This window comes from Flavobacterium franklandianum (assembly GCF_007097365.1).
GTDB classification, from domain to species: domain Bacteria; phylum Bacteroidota; class Bacteroidia; order Flavobacteriales; family Flavobacteriaceae; genus Flavobacterium; species Flavobacterium franklandianum.
Genome location: NZ_VJZR01000009.1, coordinates 1 through 18552, shown reverse-complemented (window position 1 = coordinate 18552; position 18552 = coordinate 1). Strand labels below are relative to the sequence as shown.

Sequence of the window (18552 nt, the reverse complement as noted above, 5' to 3'; positions counted from 1 at the left end):
CCTAATAATAAAGACCACTTCAATCGGAGTGGTTTTTTTGTGTCTTTTTCTTGGTGTTTTGTCAATTGTATAGGGTGTTTTTGTGCCAATTGAATCTATACAGAGCTATTGTTTTTTTTTTGTTAGTCGAGTCTTTCGGCTTCGCCCAAGACAGGCTAAAGTTGAGATTTTATAATGGTTCTCGCCTTACGGCTTCGCTCAGGATGACGAGTTCGAACGGAATAAGACCAATTTATGCATCTCAATGGTATTATTTGTTTTACCCAAAAGGCAGATGCTATTTAGCGGGATCTTAAAAATAGATATAAACAAAGTTTCTCTGAGTCAAAGAGCTTTTTTATCTTTGACAAAACCAAAACTGTTATTATGTTAAAATTAAACATAAAAAATGAGACTTCAAGATTACGAGCTGTTGTGCTTGGAATAGCCAATAGTAATGGACCAACACCAACAGTAAATGAAGCCTATGATCCCAAATCACTAGAACATATCTTGGCAGGAACCTATCCAAAAGAAGCGTATATGATTCCCGAAATGGAAGCTTTTAATAGTGTTTTTGAAAAATATGGAGTGACGGTTTTTCGTCCAGAAATCATTGCCAATTACAATCAAATATTTGTCAGAGACATTGGTTTTGTTATCGATGATGTGTTTATTAAATCGAATATATTGCCTGACAGAGCTCATGAAGTTGAGGCTATTCAATATGTAATCGATCAGATAGAACCTTCTAAAGTGGCAATTCCACCAGAGGAAGTACATATAGAAGGAGGAGACGTTATGTTGTGGAACGATTATATTTTTATAGGAACTTATAAGGGCAGCGATTACAGAGATTATATTACTGCAAGAACAAACATTCAAGGGGTTCAGTATATTAAGGATTTATTTCCCAATAAGATTGTCAAGGAATTCGACTTGATAAAATCTAAAATCGAAGCCAGAGACAATGCCTTGCATTTGGATTGTTGTTTTCAACCAGTTGGAGAAAATAAAGGAATCATATACAAACGGGGTTTCCGAGAAGAAGCCGATTATTTGTTTTTGGTTCAACTCTTTGGTGAAGAAAACTTGTTTCATATCACCAGAAAAGAAATGTATCATATGAATTCGAATGTTTTTTCAATAGATGCTAATGTGGTGGTTTCTGAAAAGAAGTTTACCAGGCTTAATAAATGGTTGAGAAAAAATGGATTCATTGTTGAAGAAATTCCGTATTCCGAAATTGCCAAACAAGAAGGATTGTTACGATGTTCTACCTTGCCGTTGATACGAGGTTAGAGGTGCGAAGTAAGAAGTATAAGAAATAGGAAGTTACAAATTAGAGATAAGAAATTAAAAGTAGAGAGCTGTCAATCAAAATCGATTCGGCTTTTCTAGAACTATAACCAGTTAACCCAAAAAACATGAGTCAAACTACAAATTCCATTCTAATGATTCGCCCAGTGGCGTTCCGAATGAACGAACAAACGGCTGTGAATAATTATTATCAAAAAGTCCTAAATGGATTATCTAAAGAAACTGTAAATGCCAAAGCGCAACAGGAGTTTGATACTTTTGTAACCAAACTTCGAATGGTGGGAGTCCATGTTATCGTAGTCGATGATACTTTAAATCCCAATACGCCAGACAGTATTTTTCCGAATAATTGGATATCCTTTCACGAAAGTGGTGATGTAGTTTTGTATCCCATGTTTGCCGAAAATCGTAGAGAAGAACGTAGGGAAGATATTTTAGATATTCTAGAAGATAATGGTTTTATTATCAACGAAATTATGGATTATACTTCGGCTGAAGCCGATGGTTTTTATCTTGAAGGCACAGGAAGTTTACTTTTAGATAGAGAGAACGAGAAAGCCTATTGTGCTTTGTCACCTCGTGCTGACGAAGAATTATTCATTGAATTCTGTGAGGATTTTGAGTATTCTCCAGTGATTTTTGAAGCTTTTCAAACGGTTAACGGTGAGCGAAAACTAATTTATCATACCAATGTGATGATGTGTATAGGCGATACTTTTGCTGTGATTTGTGCCGATTGTATCGATGACAAAAAGGAACGCAAAATGGTTTTGGACAGTTTGAAAGGAGATGAAAAAGAAATCATTCTGATTACCGAAGACCAAGTCAATTCTTTTGCAGGCAATATGCTTGAAGTTAAAGGCGCTGATGAAAGACGCTATTTAGTAATGAGCCAGTCCGCACATCAAAGTTTGACTAAAAAGCAAATTGCGCAACTCGAAGAACACGTTACCATATTGAGTTCCAGTCTTGACACTATAGAAGCTTGTGGAGGTGGAAGTGCCCGTTGTATGATGGCCGAACTGTTTCTTCCAAGAGAATAATTGCCAATGGCTACAGTAAATTTCCTTTAATTATACTGATAAGTGCGCTCACAATATATTGAATTCCTATTGCAATTACGATGAAACCAACTATCCTGGAGATAGCAACGATTCCAGATGCGCCAAGGATTTTTGAGAGATAATGAGCGCTTCTCAAAATAATGAATATGGCAATGGCGATAGCAAAAATGGCGCAACAAGAAATAATAATTTCATTTGTGGTATGATGCTCCTGATAGAATGCAATTAATAATGATATAGAGCCAGGTCCTGCAAGCATCGGAATCGCTAAAGGGGTTAATGCAATATCGTTTCTTAGTTGGGCATCCGTTTCTGCTTTTTTATTAATTCCTCGCTTTTTAGTAAACTTACCCGAAAGCAATGAGAATCCTGAGCTTACAATAATGATTCCTCCAGCAATTCGAAGCGCTTCAATACTGATACCAAAAAAGGTCAAGACGTATTGACCAACAAAAAGGGAAACAATTAGGATTAGAAACACATCTATTGCCGTCCATAACGAAATTCTGGAGCGCTCCTTTTTAGAATCGGATTGGGTAAGTCCTACGAAAATTGGCACAGTTCCAATAGGATTTAGCACAGAAAATAGTGCAGCAAATAAATAGATAAAAAGATCCATATTGACTTGTATTGAGGGTGTAAAAGTAATGTTTTTATTGTTTTTTGATTCTGTTTTTTTTCGGAAGGCTTCTCGATATAATTTTTGAATAGTAAAGCTGTCGTATTACTATTCAAAATCACTCAAAGTGACGTGTGTTAAAGAATAATGATAATTGCTCGTCAGTTCGATTTCGCAGCCGAGAACTACTGTAGCAACTCGACTGCGCTCGATGTGACAAAAATTAATTGGACTTTTATATTATTCTTATTGAACTTAGATTTTAAATATACTCCCCTTTAGCCGTTTTTTGACTACTTTTGTACCATAGAAATACAGAAAATGAAAAATAAAAAAACGGTGGTTCTAGGCGCTAGTGCGAAACCAGAAAAATATGCTTTTAAAGCCATCACAATGTTAGTCGAAAAAGGACATTCAGTTCTAGCAATAGGTCAAAATGCAGGGGAAGTAGCAGGGATAAAAATCCAAACTAAGGCTATTCCTTTAAAAAATATCGATACAATTACTTTGTATTTGAATTCTACACGTCAACGTGATTATTACAATTACATTGTTGAATCAAAGCCCAAAAGAGTACTATTCAATCCAGGAACCGAGAATCCGGAGTTTTACCAACTATTGGAACTGAATAATATAAAAGTTGAAGTAGCCTGTACTTTAGTGTTATTGGCTACTAACCAATATTAGGTTGATTTTTTTGAATCTCCTTTATTAATAAGAATTAAGCAACTAACCTCATTCGTTTTCAAAGCGAATGAGGTTTGTTTTTGTTGTATCCTTTGCTCTTATTCTAGACCTAATACAATAAAAACGGTTACTCATACCGTTTTTTTGACCATTTATGGATTTTTATTGAATTTGAATTAGTTTATTTAGATTTTTGTATTGACTTAGTGTGTCAATTTCAGAGGGAATAGGAATATCAAATAAACTATAAGTTGTAAAAACATCGGATTGGTTTTATTTGAATTCAATGATATCTGTATTAAATTTAGATGAAATGTGGAAAACAGGAATAATAATTTAAACTAGGTTTGGATGGATTATGAAGTTTAGCATAGTTTTTTTAGCTGTTTTTTTTATTTCAATTTACTGAATTTTACTGAGTTTTTTTTGATGGAATACAATGGGATTATTGAAGGAATTATTTTTATATAATTTTTGGTTTTTGTATTTAAAAGGAGTCTTAATAGTACAAATGAATGTTTGTTTTTTATCTTTGTAATCAAAAATAAAGATTTTCTTTACTCACAAGATTGTGAGTAGGAAAGGCGAAGCCGTGTAGAATTGTCATTCATTTAATTTGGGTTAGAAAAGGGCTGTTTGTTAATGCTTTAAGGTTTAAGGGTTTAAAATTCATTGGGTTTTAGTTTTGGATCAGATTGGCAGTTTGCACTCGAAAAGACAGAGGGAATGAGAAGCGTTTTTTATAGTTATATAAAGTTTTAATATTATACAAGCATTATTATGGTGAACTTAGAATCAAAAATTTACATCGCTGGTCATCGAGGTATGGTGGGTTCCGCGATTTGGAGAACACTTATTGCCAAAGGTTACACCAATTTGATTGGAGCCACAAGTAGTGAATTAGATTTGCGAAATCAGCAAGCGGTTCAGGATTTTATTTCGGCAGCAAAACCAGATGTTATTATTGATGCAGCAGCTAGAGTAGGAGGGATCTTGGCTAACAATAATTATCCCTACCAATTCATCATGGAAAATATGCAAATTCAAAATAATTTGATTGACTCGGCTTTACAAGATGGAGTTGAAAAGTTTATTTTCTTAGGAAGTTCATGTATATATCCTCGACTTGCGCCTCAGCCATTGAAAGAAGACTTTTTGCTTACGGGTGATTTAGAGCCTACAAATGAATGGTATGCCATTGCTAAAATCACCGGTGTAAAAGCATGTCAAGCGATTCGCAAGCAATTCGACAAGGATTACGTCAGTTTGATGCCTACTAATTTGTACGGCACTTACGATAATTTTGATTTAAATACTTCGCACGTACTTCCAGCGATGATGCGAAAATTTCACGAAGCCAAGGAAAATAATCATGCTCCTGTAACCCTTTGGGGCAGCGGAACACCCTTAAGAGAATTTTTGTTTGTGGATGATATGGCCGAAGCGGTTGTTTTTGCATTGGAAAATAAATTGCCAGACTATTTGTATAATATAGGAACTGGAGTAGATTTGACCATTAAAGAACTGGCCGAAACCATTCAAAAAATAACAGGACATCAAGGCGAAATCATTTGGGATGCCACTAAACCAGACGGGACTCCACGTAAATTGATGGATATTTCTAAAATGCACGAACTGGGTTGGAAACACAAAGTAGATTTAGAGCGAGGCATCCAAATGACTTATGATTGGTTTGTGAAGAATGTTGAGAATGTGAAAAAAGTGGCGTTTTAAATAATGGGTGAATCGGTTAGCCTTCTCCCTCGACATGCTTGGGATCTACTAGCTCAGGGTAACGCGTTAATCGATTAATGAAAATTTTTAATGTAACACTCAATTAACAAGTTAACCAATAATTCATTAACCAAATTAAAAACACAAATATTAGACATATATGAGCACTACTAAACAAAAAACAGCACTAGTTACAGGAATTACAGGTCAAGATGGATCTTATTTAGCTGAATTATTATTAGAAAAAGGGTATCAAGTTCATGGAGTTAAAAGACGTGCCTCTTCTTTTAACACTCAAAGAATTGATCATATTTATCAAGACCAACACGAAACAAATGTTGATTTTAAATTACATTATGGAGACTTGACGGATTCTACTAATATTATCAGAATCATTCAGGAAGTACAACCAGATGAAATCTATAATCTTGGAGCTATGTCACACGTAAAAGTTTCATTCGATTCTCCAGAATATGTGGCTAATGTGGACGGAATAGGTACTTTAAGAATATTAGAAGCGGTACGAATTCTTGGTCTTGAAAAGAAAACCAGAATCTATCAAGCCTCTACATCAGAATTGTATGGAGGTTTAGCCGAAAATAAAAATGCAGCAGGATTTTACGATGAGAATTCTCCGTTCTATCCCCGTTCTCCTTATGGTGTAGCCAAGATATATGGTTTTTGGATTACCAAAAACTACCGTGAAGCTTATGATATCTACGCTTGTAATGGAATTTTGTTTAACCACGAATCGCCAAGACGAGGAGAAACTTTTGTTACCCGAAAAATTACTATGGCCACTGCTGCCATAGCTTTGGGGAAACAAGATTGTTTGTATTTAGGGAACTTGAATTCACAACGTGACTGGGGACATGCCAAAGATTATGTAGAAGCGATGTGGAGAATTTTGCAACAAGATAAAGCTGAAGATTATGTTATTGCCACAGGAGTAACCACTTATATTCGTGATTTTGTACGTTACTCTTTTGCTGAAGTTGGTATCGAATTGGCTTTTGAAGGTGAAAATGAAAATGAAACTGCCAAAGTAGCGGCTTGTAACCATCCTGATTATCAATTGCCAATAGGTACCGTGGTGGTTCGAGTAGATCCACAGTATTACCGCCCTACAGAGGTAGATTTGTTGATTGGGGATCCCAGTAAGTCTAAAAAATTGGGTTGGACACCTCAATATGACCTAGCCGGATTGGTTAAAGAAATGGTAGCAAGTGATTTGGAAATTTTAAAAAGGGTTAGATAGAGAGTTAATTGGTTAAAAGATTATTGTTAAAAGGTAATTATTCTAACAGAATTATTAATGTTACTTTCATTTAACAAGTTCATCGATTAAGTCATAAAGCAAACTAAAAAAAATACAAGCAGCTCATCGTGTAGCTAAAAATACTAGAATTCTTTAAATTCGAAATACGTAGTATAGTAGTTTGGTATTTATGAGTTAATAGTAAACCTAAATTAATAAAATGAAAAAAATAGTAGTTATTGGTTCGGGAATTTCCGGGCTAAGTATTTCCCGAATGCTTTCAGATGAATATGATGTTGAAATTGTTGAAAAAGACCCAAAGTTTGGAGGTTTAATAAAATGCGAAAGAATAGAAGGAAATCTATTTCATCGTGTAGGCGGACATGTATTTAACAGTCGCAATAATGTAGTTTTAGATTGGTTTTGGAGTCATTTTGACAAGGATAAGGAGTTTTTAAGCGCAACTCGTAACGCAAAGATTAGATTGAATGGCGAGTTTGTAGGTTATCCTATTGAAAATTACCTCTATCAATTACCTGAACAGCAATTGAAACCGATTGTCAATGAATTAATGGACAAATTATCGGAAGAGAAACTTCAAACTACTGATTATTCCAATTTTAAAGATTTCTTAATTGGTAATTTTGGCGAGGAACTTTATAAACTTTACTTTGGACCCTATAATACTAAAATTTGGAATGCTGATCTAGCAGAAGTTCCTCTTGAATGGTTGGATGGAAAATTACCAATGCCTAAATTACGGGAAGTATTATTGAGTAATATTTTAAAAAATGAAGAATCGACAATGGTTCATTCTACTTTTTTTTATCCCCGCAGAGATGGTTCTCAATTTATAGTAAATAGGTTGTCAGAGGGATTGTCAATTAATTGTTCTTATCAAGTTCAGTCAATCGATTTTATAGAAAATAAGGGATTATCCATTAACAATAATGATAAAATTGTAAATGCTATAGTTTATTGTGGCGATGTAAGACAGTTAAGTGAAATTGTTCATATAAAAGACGATGCTTTGCAGTTAGCCATGAAAAATGTTACTGATTTAGTTTCTAATGGAACATCCAATGTTTTATGTGAAACAGACGATAATGATATTTCTTGGTTGTATTTACCAGAAGAGATATTTAAAGCTCACCGGATCATTTACACTGGTAATTTTAGTGAGACCAATAATGAAGGTTCTAACCGAAAAACTTGTGTTGTAGAGTTTTCTGGGAAACAAGATCAGCAAGAAATGATAAAGGAGTTAGGTAATTTACCTGGAAATTTAAAGCCACTCGCTTTTAATTATGAACCTAATTCTTATATTATACAAAATCATAATACTAGGAAAAATATTGCTCTCCTTAAATCATTATTAAAGCCTTATGGAGTTTTTCTTTTAGGTCGTTTTGCGGAATGGGAGTATTATAATATGGATAAATGTATTGAGGCAGCTATGGAACTTAAAGAAGAAAACTTTTAAATAAAAAAATATTTAAATAGGTCAAAATTTAATTTTTTTCAAATAGTTGCAATATGAAAATAAAAGCCTTAATCTCAGAAAGGAGATTAAATAAAAAAGCTCATATGGATTTAGTTTATGAGTGGGAAGATGTATTTGCTGAAAAGATGAATTTAGAAATTGAAACACCTTCCTCTATTTATTTATTTATTAATAGACTTTTTAGAAAATTCAATTTTGATTTTTTGTGGGTTTTTAGGAATACCACTAAACTTATGTTTGTATTAAGAGCTAACAAAACAAAATCTGACGGGTTTAATTCAAGAAAAGTTATACCAATGATTATAGATTTTTTTGAAAAACAAGAGGATATAAAACTGTTTTATGAAGGTTTTAAGAGGCATAAATGTTTACTGATATCAAGTTTAGAAGCCTATGAGTTTCTTATGAATAATAGTGTTGCTGTTCCTAAACATACTAAGCTATATCATTTTCCTTTATCAATTCCCGATCTTTATCGTATTGAACCCACTGTTAAGTTTACTAAAAAATATGATTTAGTATTATTAGGAAGACAGGATCCAGTTTTGGAGGAATTTGTGAAGATTTATAGTTCAAAGAATCCAAATTTTGTATACGTCTATCGTATTATGGAGCAAGACGGATTCAAATATTATACTTCAAAAAATGAATTTTTAGCGAATAACAATTCAAGAGAATTTTATTTTGAATTGATGAAATCATCCAAAGTTGGACTATATTCTACTCGCGGTTTAAGTGAAACAGTTACTAATGGATTTAACCAAGTTACCCCAAGGTTTTTCGAATTATTAACTTCGGGTTGTCATGTTTTAGCCCGTTATCCTAAAAATCCGGATACCGATTTTTTTAGTCTAAATGAATTTTCAGAATCAATTGAAAATTATGAACAATTTGAAAAGCAGATGACTTATGCTTTGACACACGAAGTTGATATAAGAAAATATGCAAATTATTTGAATCAACATTATACATCGAGAAGAGTTGAACAGTTAAAATTGATAATTAAAGACATCCAACACCTTAATTAAATTTCACAACTCTTATTTTATTTACAAGCAAGAAAATTATTATTTTAATTGTCTATTTGATGATCATAGAATGTTCTTTAACGATAAAATAAAAAATCATATTACTCATTTATTTAATGAAAAGAGTTACGGAACTTGTAAAACAAATTGTAAAGCATAAAATTTTTCAAAATTTTTCTTATTTATTATTGGGAAATGTTGGAATGCAGTTATTGAATCTGATAGCTGTGATGATTATTGCCAAAGTATTTAAGCCTGAATTGTTTGGGGTTTATTCGTTTATGATGGCTCAGTCGATGTTATTGGCAGTAATTGCTGATTTGGGAATACGCACCATTTTAATTCGTACTGCTGCAAATGGTAGTACTCCAATCTTAAATAAATATTTAAGTATTGCTACTATTTCTGGCTTAATTGGAAATTTATTTTTATTTAGTATTTACCTGATCTATAATTTATTTTTTGGGGAATTAGTTTTTTTTCAGATAGTATTAATTAGTTTATATAGTGTTGTTTTATCCTATAGTAACAGTTTAGAAAGTGTTTATTTGGGCAAACAAAAGATGTTGCCTGCTGTAGTGACTAATATATTGACCTCTATATTTTGGTTGTTTTTTGTGGTTTTTATTTTAAATGGAGCCATATCAATTAATTTATTCTTTTTAGTTTTTATTTTAATTTTTGCATTAAAACCACTTATACTTTTAATTATACTTTACAAAAAGTTTAACTTTCAATTTGAGATTAGCAACTTCAGATTAGATTTTAAATCGGTTTTTTTGCCAGCTATACCTTTTTTGGGTTTAGCTTTAATTTCATTACCCGCTAATAATTTAGCTAATAACTTCTTGGCTTATAATTCCACCTTTGAGCAAGTAGGTTTTTTTACTTTATCACAAAAATTTACATCTCCAGTTTCAATGGTTTTGTCTATATTGTTTTCCTCACTTTTTCCAAATTTTTCTATATTATGGTCTGATAATAGAAAAGATTTTCAACAAATTATTTATAAAAGCGTCCCTGTTTTCATTCTTTTTGGTACATTTTTGGTGGCGATTTTTTTAATGATTATTGATCCTGTTTTCAAAATGTTTTTTTCAATTCAATATTATAGTGTATTATTAATATTAAAATTTCAAATATGGTATGTGTTTCTGTTTGGCGTAGCTAGCTTAATAGGTACTGTGTTCACTGCGATGAATCAAGATAAATTACTATTCAAAATGGCAGTTTTAAACAGTGTAATTATTACGCCAGTTTTATGGATTGGGAGTTATTATGGAGGTTTTGGTCTTTCTGTAGGGTATCTAATAGGTTTTACAATTTTTTTGATTATTGAATGGTTTGTTTTTTCAAAGAAATTAGAAATGCCAATAAAAACTAATTATGTGTGGTTATTTCCAATACTTGTATTTTTTATCTATAATGCATTCTATTTTTATAATTTATGATAAATAAGAAATTCTATTTAGTAGTTTATGTATTCCTACTTATTGTTTATACTAGGTTTTTTGAATTTAGACCAGCGGAAACTCTTTTTATTAGGTCAACTGTTTTAGTGTTTTTTGTTCTTTTAGCTTTTACTATTAGGAGGCTTACTTATGAAAAAGGACATTTTATCAAACCAATTAAATTAATTATTTTTTCTTTTTTTCTTGCTATTATTCCTAGTGCTCTATTTTGGAGTCAAGATATATTTCAAAGTCTTGTCGCTATTGCTCCCTATTCTTATTTTTTATTGTTTTTATTTTTAATTGAGGCAAGAATCAATAAGGATGTTATTATAAAGACATTACTTGTTTTAGCTTATGTTGGTTTAATTTTATTTTTGTACCAATTTTTTTTCACAACAACAGTTCTCTTTGGTGGAAAGGAAGAATTTTTAGAAGATAGAGGAGTGATTCGTATTTTGTTTCCTGGAGAAGGGTTTACGTTTTTTGCTCTATTTTACTATTTGAATAAATTGAGTAAAAAATTCAAATTAAAACACCTATTATTATTATTGCCTTTTTTGGTGATGATGTTAATGCAAGTTACTCGTATATATATATTGGCTTTTGGTTTGATTGCGATTTATCATTTTATGATAAAATCAAAAGTTAAATATCGTATAGGTGGAATAATAATTTTTTTGGTATGTTACTTATATTACAACAATACTGAAAATGCTATTGTTAAAGGGATTCGAGATGCAACTGAAAATGATGTTGAACAAAAAGAAGATTATATTAGACTAATTGAAGCTGAGTATTTTTTATATGAGTTTTCAAATCATACTACTACCTATTTATTAGGGAATGGAGCCTATAATTATAATTCTTCTTACGGAAAAAAAATATTGAGCTTGAATGAAAATGAACACTTTTTTTTAGAAGACATAGGGATTGTTAAAGGCTATATTCTTTTCGGGATATTATTTGTTTTTGGATATATTTTGATCTTTATAAAATCATTTACTATAAAAATACCCCATAATCAGTTGTATCTTAAATATTATATTTGGATGATTTTGATATTGTCATTTACCACTAGAGCCAATACCAGTGCTGGATTTGGAGTTGTTTTAGTGAGTGTTTTGTATCTATTTGAGTTAGCCTATCTTGAACAGAATAATTTAATTGAAACAAAAAGTACGGGTATGTTAAAAAGAAATTTCAAACAATACAGTCCTTCAAAAACTTAAAAGCAACTTAACTGTTTTCTATTATAAATTCACGGTCTTTTTTTTTGTAAAACTCAGTACAGTCGGAGATCAGATTGACACGATAAAACAAATAAGATTTAATAATACCAAAGTTGTTTTGTCAGATATACTTTGATTGTAATTTTACTGTTGCTAATTATAAATACAATTGAGAATGAAAAATTATAAAAGATTGACTTCTATTTCTTCAAGTACACTTAAAGCAAGTAGTTTTGATACTTTGTACGAATGGGAAAAAATTATTTCGGAAAAACTGAATTTAAAAATTGAAAAACAAAATAAGGTTATCACTTGGATTTATCGTCAAATAGAAGTCAGGTTAAAAATGAGAGATCTTTTTCATTGTTTAGTCCCAAACTCTTCTATTTCCTTATTATTTGTGATGAAAGCAAATACTCAGAAATCTTGTAGATTAACTAAAAATACAATTCCTGTAATCATTGATTTTTGGTTGGCTGAAAATCAGTTGAATTCCTTTTATAGTAATTTTAAACATTGCCCTTTAGTTCTGATAACGAGTGCAGAGGTTTATCAGTTTTTGCTTGATCATAATTGTCCTCTAAATATAGCACATTGGCCATTATCCTTACCTGATTATCCTAAATTATCTCCTGATGCAGTCTTTGATAAGAAATGGGATTTAGCATTGCTGGGACGCACCAATCCTTATTTTTTAAATTTTTTGGAACGATATTGTGAAAAGCATCCTGATTTTGAATATGTGCTAGGTACTAATAATATAGACAATCGATTTTTTTATACCAATAAAGGAAAGAAAGTTGGACATGCTATTGGCAGAGATGCTTATCTAGATATTTTAAGGGCAACAAAAATTTCATTTTATACCACTCCCGGTTTGGATTTAGCAAAAACGGAAACCAATTTTTTCAATCAAGTTACGCCAAGATTTTTAGAATTGATTTCTGGGGGGTGTTTAGTAATGGCTCATTATCCTAAAAATGCTGATACAGACTATTATGAAATGGATAGCTTCTGTAAAGATATAGATTCATATGAAGAATTTGAAAAACAGCTGGACATCTTGAGGGATATTAAAGCGATTCCAATTAAAAAATACTCGGAATATTTAAGCAAACATATTACTTCACAAAGGATAAATTTATTTTTGAAGCTTTTAGAGCAAAATCTAATAAAAATATAAAATAGGATGATTATAAAAAGATTAAAGAGAGCTAAATTAATTTTTTCAAGGCATAAAATAGCATGGAGATGGATTTTTCTTAATTCAATTGTTACTCCAATGTATTCAAAGCATTTGCGTGCATTTATATTACGAAAAATGGGATCTAAAATTGCAAAAGGAGTTTCTATTTATAGAAATTGTTATATTTGGGATGGTTCAAAAATAGAAATTGAAACGGGTTCTACTATAGGCTTCAAAGTTCATTTAGACGATCGCAGAGGCATAAAAATAGGTAAGAATGTTACAATTGCTTCAGAAGTAATGATCTGGACGTTGCATCACGATTATAATGATATTCATTTCAAAGCGATTGGTGCCCCAGTGATTGTAGAGGATTATGTATGGATTTGTTCTCGGGCTATTATTTTACCTGGCGTTACTATTGGAGAAGGGGCAGTTATTGCTTCAGGATCTGTAGTTACTAAAGATGTAGCTGCTTGGACAGTTGTAGGTGGGGTTCCTGCAAAAAAAATATCCGAAAGAGAAAGAAAACAATATGATTATACTCCAAACGAATATTGGATTCCTTTTGTCTAGAATAAAAAAAAATCAATTTAAAAATAAGTATTCAAAAGTGCATTTTGTTTTAATGAATTTACTCTTTAAGAAAATTACCAATTAAATTATAGGAATGAGATTGTTATATTATACTAAGCCACCTTTTTTAGATTGTGATTTACCTTATTTAAAGTCGCAAAAGGAAAATATTAGTGAATTGTATACAATTATTGATTTACCGTCTTTTTTCTTACGTTCTTCAGTATTGGATATTGCCAAACAAATCTCAAAACCTGGAATATTTAAAGCTTCTCAATATAAAGAAATTATTTTTTTTGAAGATTACTTGGATCTCGATAAAACGTATGTTGTTAATAGGACTAATAAAAAAGTATTTTCGGTATCCAATCTAATATTGAATTTTAAACTCTTTTTTTTTATTTTAAAAATAAGACCTACTATAATTCATTCCACAGTATTTTATGATTTTCAAGAACTTTTTTTGTATTTTTTTAGAAAAAAAACTATTGTAACAGTACATGATCCTTTTCCGCATTCGGGAGAAGGGAATTTTAGAAAATATTTTTTCAGAAAATTAGGCTTTACTTTACTCAATAATTTTATTATACTCAACAAAAAGCAAAAAACACAATTTATTGCTACCTATAAATTAGAAAACAAAAATGTTTACGAAAGTAATTTAAGTATTTACAATGTTTATAATTTATATTTAGGGCAATTTTCTGAAAATAAACCACTGAAAAGTATTTTGTTTTTTGGCAGAATATCTCCATACAAAGGAATAAACATACTACTAGAGGCTATGAAATATGTACACAGCATTCATCCAGATGTAAAACTTATTATAGCTGGAAATGGCGAATATTATTTTGATAAGACTGAATTTGAACAATTAGATTATATAGAATTCCGGAATAGATACATTCCTAATGCCGAATTAGTAAAGCTTATCAAAGATTCTCTATTTGTTGTTTGTCCTTATATCGACGCAACGCAAAGTGGTGTGGTAATGACTTCATATGCGTTTTGTAAGCCTGTAATTGCGAGTAATATTGGAGGATTATCAGAGATGGTTATTGATAAAGTAACAGGTTGTCTTGTAGAACCTAATGACATCATTGAATTGCAAAACTCTATTATTGAATTAGTGTCTAATAAAAAACTATTAGACACAATGGAAAAGAATGTTTTTGATCATTTTCATCAAGGACAAAGAGGTTGGACTAAAATAAGTAAAGATTTATTTATAGTTTATAACACAATTATTAATGATAATAAAAAATAATTTATATGAGCCGAAAAGCAAGAGTTATAGCCTTTTATTTACCTCAATTTCATCCAATTCCTGAGAATGACGAAAATTGGGGAAAAGGATTTACAGAATGGACAAATGTTGCACAAGCAAAGCCTTTATTTAAAAATCATGACCAACCTCGCATACCTGCTGATTTAGGTTTTTATGATCTTCGACTTCCAGAAATTCGTGAAGCTCAAGCTCAAATGGCTCAGGAACATGGTGTTGAGGGTTTTATGTATTGGCACTATTGGTTTGGAAATGGAAAAATGTTATTAGAAAAACCATTTCAAGAAGTTCTTGCTTCTGGAAAACCCGATTTCCCTTTTTGTTTAGGCTGGGCAAACCATTCTTGGTCTACAAAAACATGGGTAAAAGATAAAAAATTGAAAAGGGACAAGATGATAGTGGAGCAATTATATCTTGGAGAAGAAGACTATCGCAAACATTTTGATTATGTTTTACCCGCTTTCAAAGATGAACGATACATTACAGTTGATGGATGTCCCATTTTTGTAGTTTATGATCCGTTAGCGATACCCGATATTGAAATTTTTATCAAAATATGGAGAGAAATGGCTTCTGCAAACGGACTAAAAGGGATTCATTTTGTGGGGTTGAGATCTGGACGCTTAGCTAATTTAGATAAAATTCTAAATATGGGATTCGATGCTGTAAATTCAAGAGGAATGTGGGAAGCTGAATGTGCCGCAGTAGGTAATAAATGGTTGAAAATGCTTAGAAGTCAAATTTCCTTCAAATTAGGTGGTGCTGTATTGCAAAAATATGAATATGAAGATATCATAAAAAATCTTTTTTCAGAAGAAGAAAAAATAGAAAATGTTTATCCCACTATTTTACCTGGATATGATCGAACTGCTCGTTCCGCTAGACAGGCTATAATTTATCATGGGAGTACTCCAAAACTCTTTGGTAAACATGTTGATATGGCAATAAAACTAATTGAAAACAAAAAGGATGAACATAAAATTGTTTTCTTAAAATCTTGGAATGAATGGGGGGAAGCCAATTATATGGAACCCGATTTGAAATATGGATTAGGCTATTTGAAAGAACTTAAAAAACGAATTTTTGGAAATTAAGAAAACTTTGAGCATACCATTTGTTCTTTTACAGTTGTTATAATAAGGCCTATTTGGTATCATTATTATATTAAAAAATATAAATTGAATTTCATCTAAGAGTTAATAGACAAAATATTTTGGTTATTAATTTTTTATAGTAAAGAAAAATGAAAATATTAGTTACCGGAATAGCTGGGTTTATAGGCTTTCATGTTGCCAAAAAGCTATTAGAGCAGGGCTTCGAGGTTTTTGGCTTTGATAATATCAATGATTATTATGATGTGAATCTGAAATATGCTCGTCTGCAAGAATTGGGATTGGAAAGAAACTCTATAGCAACAAACCAACAGGTTCAAAGCAGTAGCTATCCTAAACTCAGGTTTGCCAAGTTGTCTTTGGAAGATCGCTCTGTAATGGAAGACTTATTCAGGACGGAACAATTTGATTTGGTTTGTCATTTAGCAGCTCAGGCCGGGGTTCGGTATTCGTTAGAAAATCCGCACAGCTATGCAGAGAGTAATTTGATAGGTTTCTTGAATATTTTGGAGGGCTGTCGTCATAACAAAGTAAAGCATTTGACTTATGCTAGCTCGAGTAGTGTTTATGGATTGAATGAGAAAATGCCACTTTCAGCAACCAATTCTGTCGATCACCCAGTAAGTTTGTACGCCGCCACCAAAAAGGCCAATGAATTGATGGCGCATTCGTACAGTCATCTTTATGGCATGCCCACTACTGGTTTGCGATTTTTTACGGTTTATGGGCCATGGGGACGACCTGATATGTCCCCAATTTTGTTTGCGTCGGCTATAGCCTCGGGTAACCCTATCAAGGTTTTTAATCATGGTAAAATGATGCGGGACTTTACTTATATCGATGACATTGTTGAAGGTATTTTGCAAGTATTGGTTGCACCTGCCACATCCAATGCGGATTGGGATGCTTTGAACCCTAGTACAGCAAGTTCAAAAGCGCCCTACCGAATATATAACATTGGCAACGCCACGCCAATAGAATTGATGTATTTTATTGAAACTATCGAAAAGGCTATGGGGAAAGAGGCTGCAAAAGAGTATTTGCCGATGCAAGCTGGAGATGTTCTGAAAACATTTGCCGATGTATCGGAGTTGGAGCAGCAATTTGATTATCATCCGACCACCTCAGTTGAAGAAGGAGTGCAACTGTTTGCAGATTGGTTTAAGAAATATTATAAAGCATAAATTTTTAAAAGTAATATGAAAATTGCTTTAGTCAACTATCGTTATTTTGTTTCAGGAGGCCCTGAACGCTATATGTTCAATATCAAAGAGGTTTTGGAAAAGCACGGACATATTGTGGCACCTTTCAGTATCAAACACAACAAGAATATTAAGAGTGACTATGAGCCTTATTTCTTAGATGCTATAGGGACAGGAAATGAAGTGTATAACCACGAATATCCTGCGGATTTAAAAACTAAAATTCAAGTCGTGGGTCGTATGCTTTATTCTTTTGAAGCCAAACGAAAGTTTAAGCATTTTTTGAAAGAAGTTCAACCAGATATTGTTTATATTCTTCATTTTCAGAACAAGCTATCCTGTAGTATTATTGATGCTGCTAAGGAAATGAATATTCCTGTGGTGCAACGGATTTCAGATTTTGGGCATATTTGCCCGAATGCTCATTTATATAGGGAGAAGGTCGGTATATGTGAAAGTTGCACGAGTAAAAGTCTTTTTCAAGCGGTAAAACACAAATGTATTTCAAATTCATATTCGCATTCCGCATTAAAAGCATTTTCATTGGCCATAATGAATATCAATCGAGTTAAAGATAAGGTTGATGGGTTTGTTTTTCCTTCTTCATTTACAAGGAATAAATATATAGCAAAAGGATTTGATGTAAAGAAAACATTTCATATTCCAACTTTTTTCAATGCAGAACAATTAGCACAAAGCAAGGAAATTAGATACGGTAATTTTGCCGTTTATGTAGGACGACTAGAGAAAGAAAAAGGTATTGAGACATTGATTAATGCTTTTCTTAAAACGAATCACAAACTTAAAATTATAGGATTTTCAAATGATAGTTATGAGACTTCTTTAAAAAATATGGCTCAGGGAAGAGAGGATCAAATAGAGTTTATAGGTAAATTGGATTTTGAAGAAATTTCACATTATCTACAAGAATGTTTATTTACAGTAGTGCCCTCAGAGTGGTTTGAAAATTTCCCTAATACGGTTTTAGAAAGTTTTGCGTTTAAGAAAGCGGTTTTGGCAACGAATATTGGTTCTTTACCTGAAATTGTAAATGAATCTAATGGATTTTGTTTTGATTATGCTTCGTCTGATTCTTTGAGAGAAAAGATTAATTATATGTTTTCGAACAAAGAGGAAGCTCAAATCAAAGGAGAAAACGGATTTAAAGATCTAAGTGCTAGTTATTCAGCCGATTATCATTACAGCCAACTTATTTCTGTCTTTAAAAGGATTAAAAATAATTAACTCTTTTAAACCTCGGTATTGTAATTATTTGATTTTTTTGATTGTCCGCAATTACCTATAATTGAATTAA

15 protein-coding genes and 1 pseudogene are annotated in these 18552 nt (G+C 31.9%); 15 read left to right on the top strand and 1 reads right to left on the bottom strand.

The window, feature by feature from the left end:
* Positions 1-366 precede the first annotated feature (366 nt).
* On the top strand, positions 367-1281 hold the full coding sequence (locus FNW17_RS10740) for a dimethylarginine dimethylaminohydrolase family protein (protein ID WP_143389588.1): 915 nt from the start codon (positions 367-369) through the stop codon (positions 1279-1281).
* A 125-nt stretch (positions 1282-1406) separates the two neighbouring features.
* A complete protein-coding gene (ctlX, locus tag FNW17_RS10735) occupies positions 1407-2342 on the top strand; it encodes a citrulline utilization hydrolase CtlX (RefSeq protein WP_143389589.1) in 936 nt (311 codons plus the stop codon).
* 10 nt (positions 2343-2352) lie between these two features.
* Here ctlX and FNW17_RS10730 read toward each other — a convergent pair whose 3' ends face one another.
* On the bottom strand, positions 2353-2982 hold the full coding sequence (locus tag FNW17_RS10730) for a MarC family protein (protein WP_143389590.1): 630 nt from the start codon (positions 2980-2982) through the stop codon (positions 2353-2355).
* A gap of 321 nt (positions 2983-3303) precedes the next feature.
* On the opposite strand from FNW17_RS10730, the gene FNW17_RS10725 reads away from it, so the two are divergent.
* The 13 genes and pseudogenes from FNW17_RS10725 (at position 3304) to FNW17_RS10665 (ending at position 18482) form a co-directional block, all read left to right on the top strand.
* Complete coding sequence (locus tag FNW17_RS10725; RefSeq protein WP_143389591.1) at positions 3304-3669, top strand: CoA-binding protein; 366 nt, start codon at positions 3304-3306, stop codon at positions 3667-3669.
* A 780-nt stretch (positions 3670-4449) separates the two neighbouring features.
* Complete coding sequence (locus FNW17_RS10720; protein WP_143389592.1) at positions 4450-5403, top strand: GDP-L-fucose synthase family protein; 954 nt, start codon at positions 4450-4452, stop codon at positions 5401-5403.
* Positions 5404-5563: 160 nt separating this feature from the next.
* Complete coding sequence (gene gmd, locus FNW17_RS10715) at positions 5564-6661, top strand: GDP-mannose 4,6-dehydratase (protein WP_143389593.1); 1098 nt, start codon at positions 5564-5566, stop codon at positions 6659-6661.
* A gap of 220 nt (positions 6662-6881) precedes the next feature.
* Positions 6882-8144, top strand: coding sequence for a protoporphyrinogen/coproporphyrinogen oxidase (locus tag FNW17_RS10710; protein ID WP_144071635.1), 1263 nt, complete (start codon positions 6882-6884; stop codon positions 8142-8144).
* 53 nt (positions 8145-8197) lie between these two features.
* The gene (locus FNW17_RS10705) at positions 8198-9193 is read left to right on the top strand and encodes a glycosyltransferase (protein ID WP_144071634.1); all 996 of its coding nucleotides are present in this window, start codon (positions 8198-8200) and stop codon (positions 9191-9193) included.
* 116 nt (positions 9194-9309) lie between these two features.
* On the top strand, positions 9310-10644 hold the full coding sequence (locus FNW17_RS10700) for an oligosaccharide flippase family protein (protein ID WP_144071633.1): 1335 nt from the start codon (positions 9310-9312) through the stop codon (positions 10642-10644).
* On the top strand, positions 10641-11876 hold the full coding sequence (locus FNW17_RS10695; RefSeq protein WP_143389597.1) for a hypothetical protein: 1236 nt from the start codon (positions 10641-10643) through the stop codon (positions 11874-11876). Before FNW17_RS10700 ends, FNW17_RS10695 begins: the two co-directional genes overlap by 4 nt.
* Before the next feature lie 175 nt (positions 11877-12051).
* Entirely contained in the window at positions 12052-13059 is a 1008-nt protein-coding gene (locus tag FNW17_RS10690; RefSeq protein WP_144071632.1) for a hypothetical protein, read from the top strand.
* A gap of 6 nt (positions 13060-13065) precedes the next feature.
* Positions 13066-13584 (top strand): annotated as a pseudogene (locus FNW17_RS16735) (acyltransferase); the annotation flags it as partial.
* Between the two features lie 148 nt (positions 13585-13732).
* On the top strand, positions 13733-14905 hold the full coding sequence (locus tag FNW17_RS10680) for a glycosyltransferase family 4 protein (protein ID WP_143389600.1): 1173 nt from the start codon (positions 13733-13735) through the stop codon (positions 14903-14905).
* Between the two features lie 5 nt (positions 14906-14910).
* Positions 14911-16017, top strand: a complete 1107-nt coding sequence (locus tag FNW17_RS10675; RefSeq protein ID WP_144071631.1) for a glycosyltransferase WbsX family protein — start codon at positions 14911-14913, stop codon at positions 16015-16017.
* Between the two features lie 149 nt (positions 16018-16166).
* Entirely contained in the window at positions 16167-17219 is a 1053-nt protein-coding gene (locus FNW17_RS10670) for an NAD-dependent epimerase (protein WP_144071630.1), read from the top strand.
* Between the two features lie 15 nt (positions 17220-17234).
* The gene (locus FNW17_RS10665; RefSeq protein ID WP_144071629.1) at positions 17235-18482 is read left to right on the top strand and encodes a glycosyltransferase family 4 protein; all 1248 of its coding nucleotides are present in this window, start codon (positions 17235-17237) and stop codon (positions 18480-18482) included.
* The last annotated feature ends 70 nt before the right edge of the window (positions 18483-18552 follow it).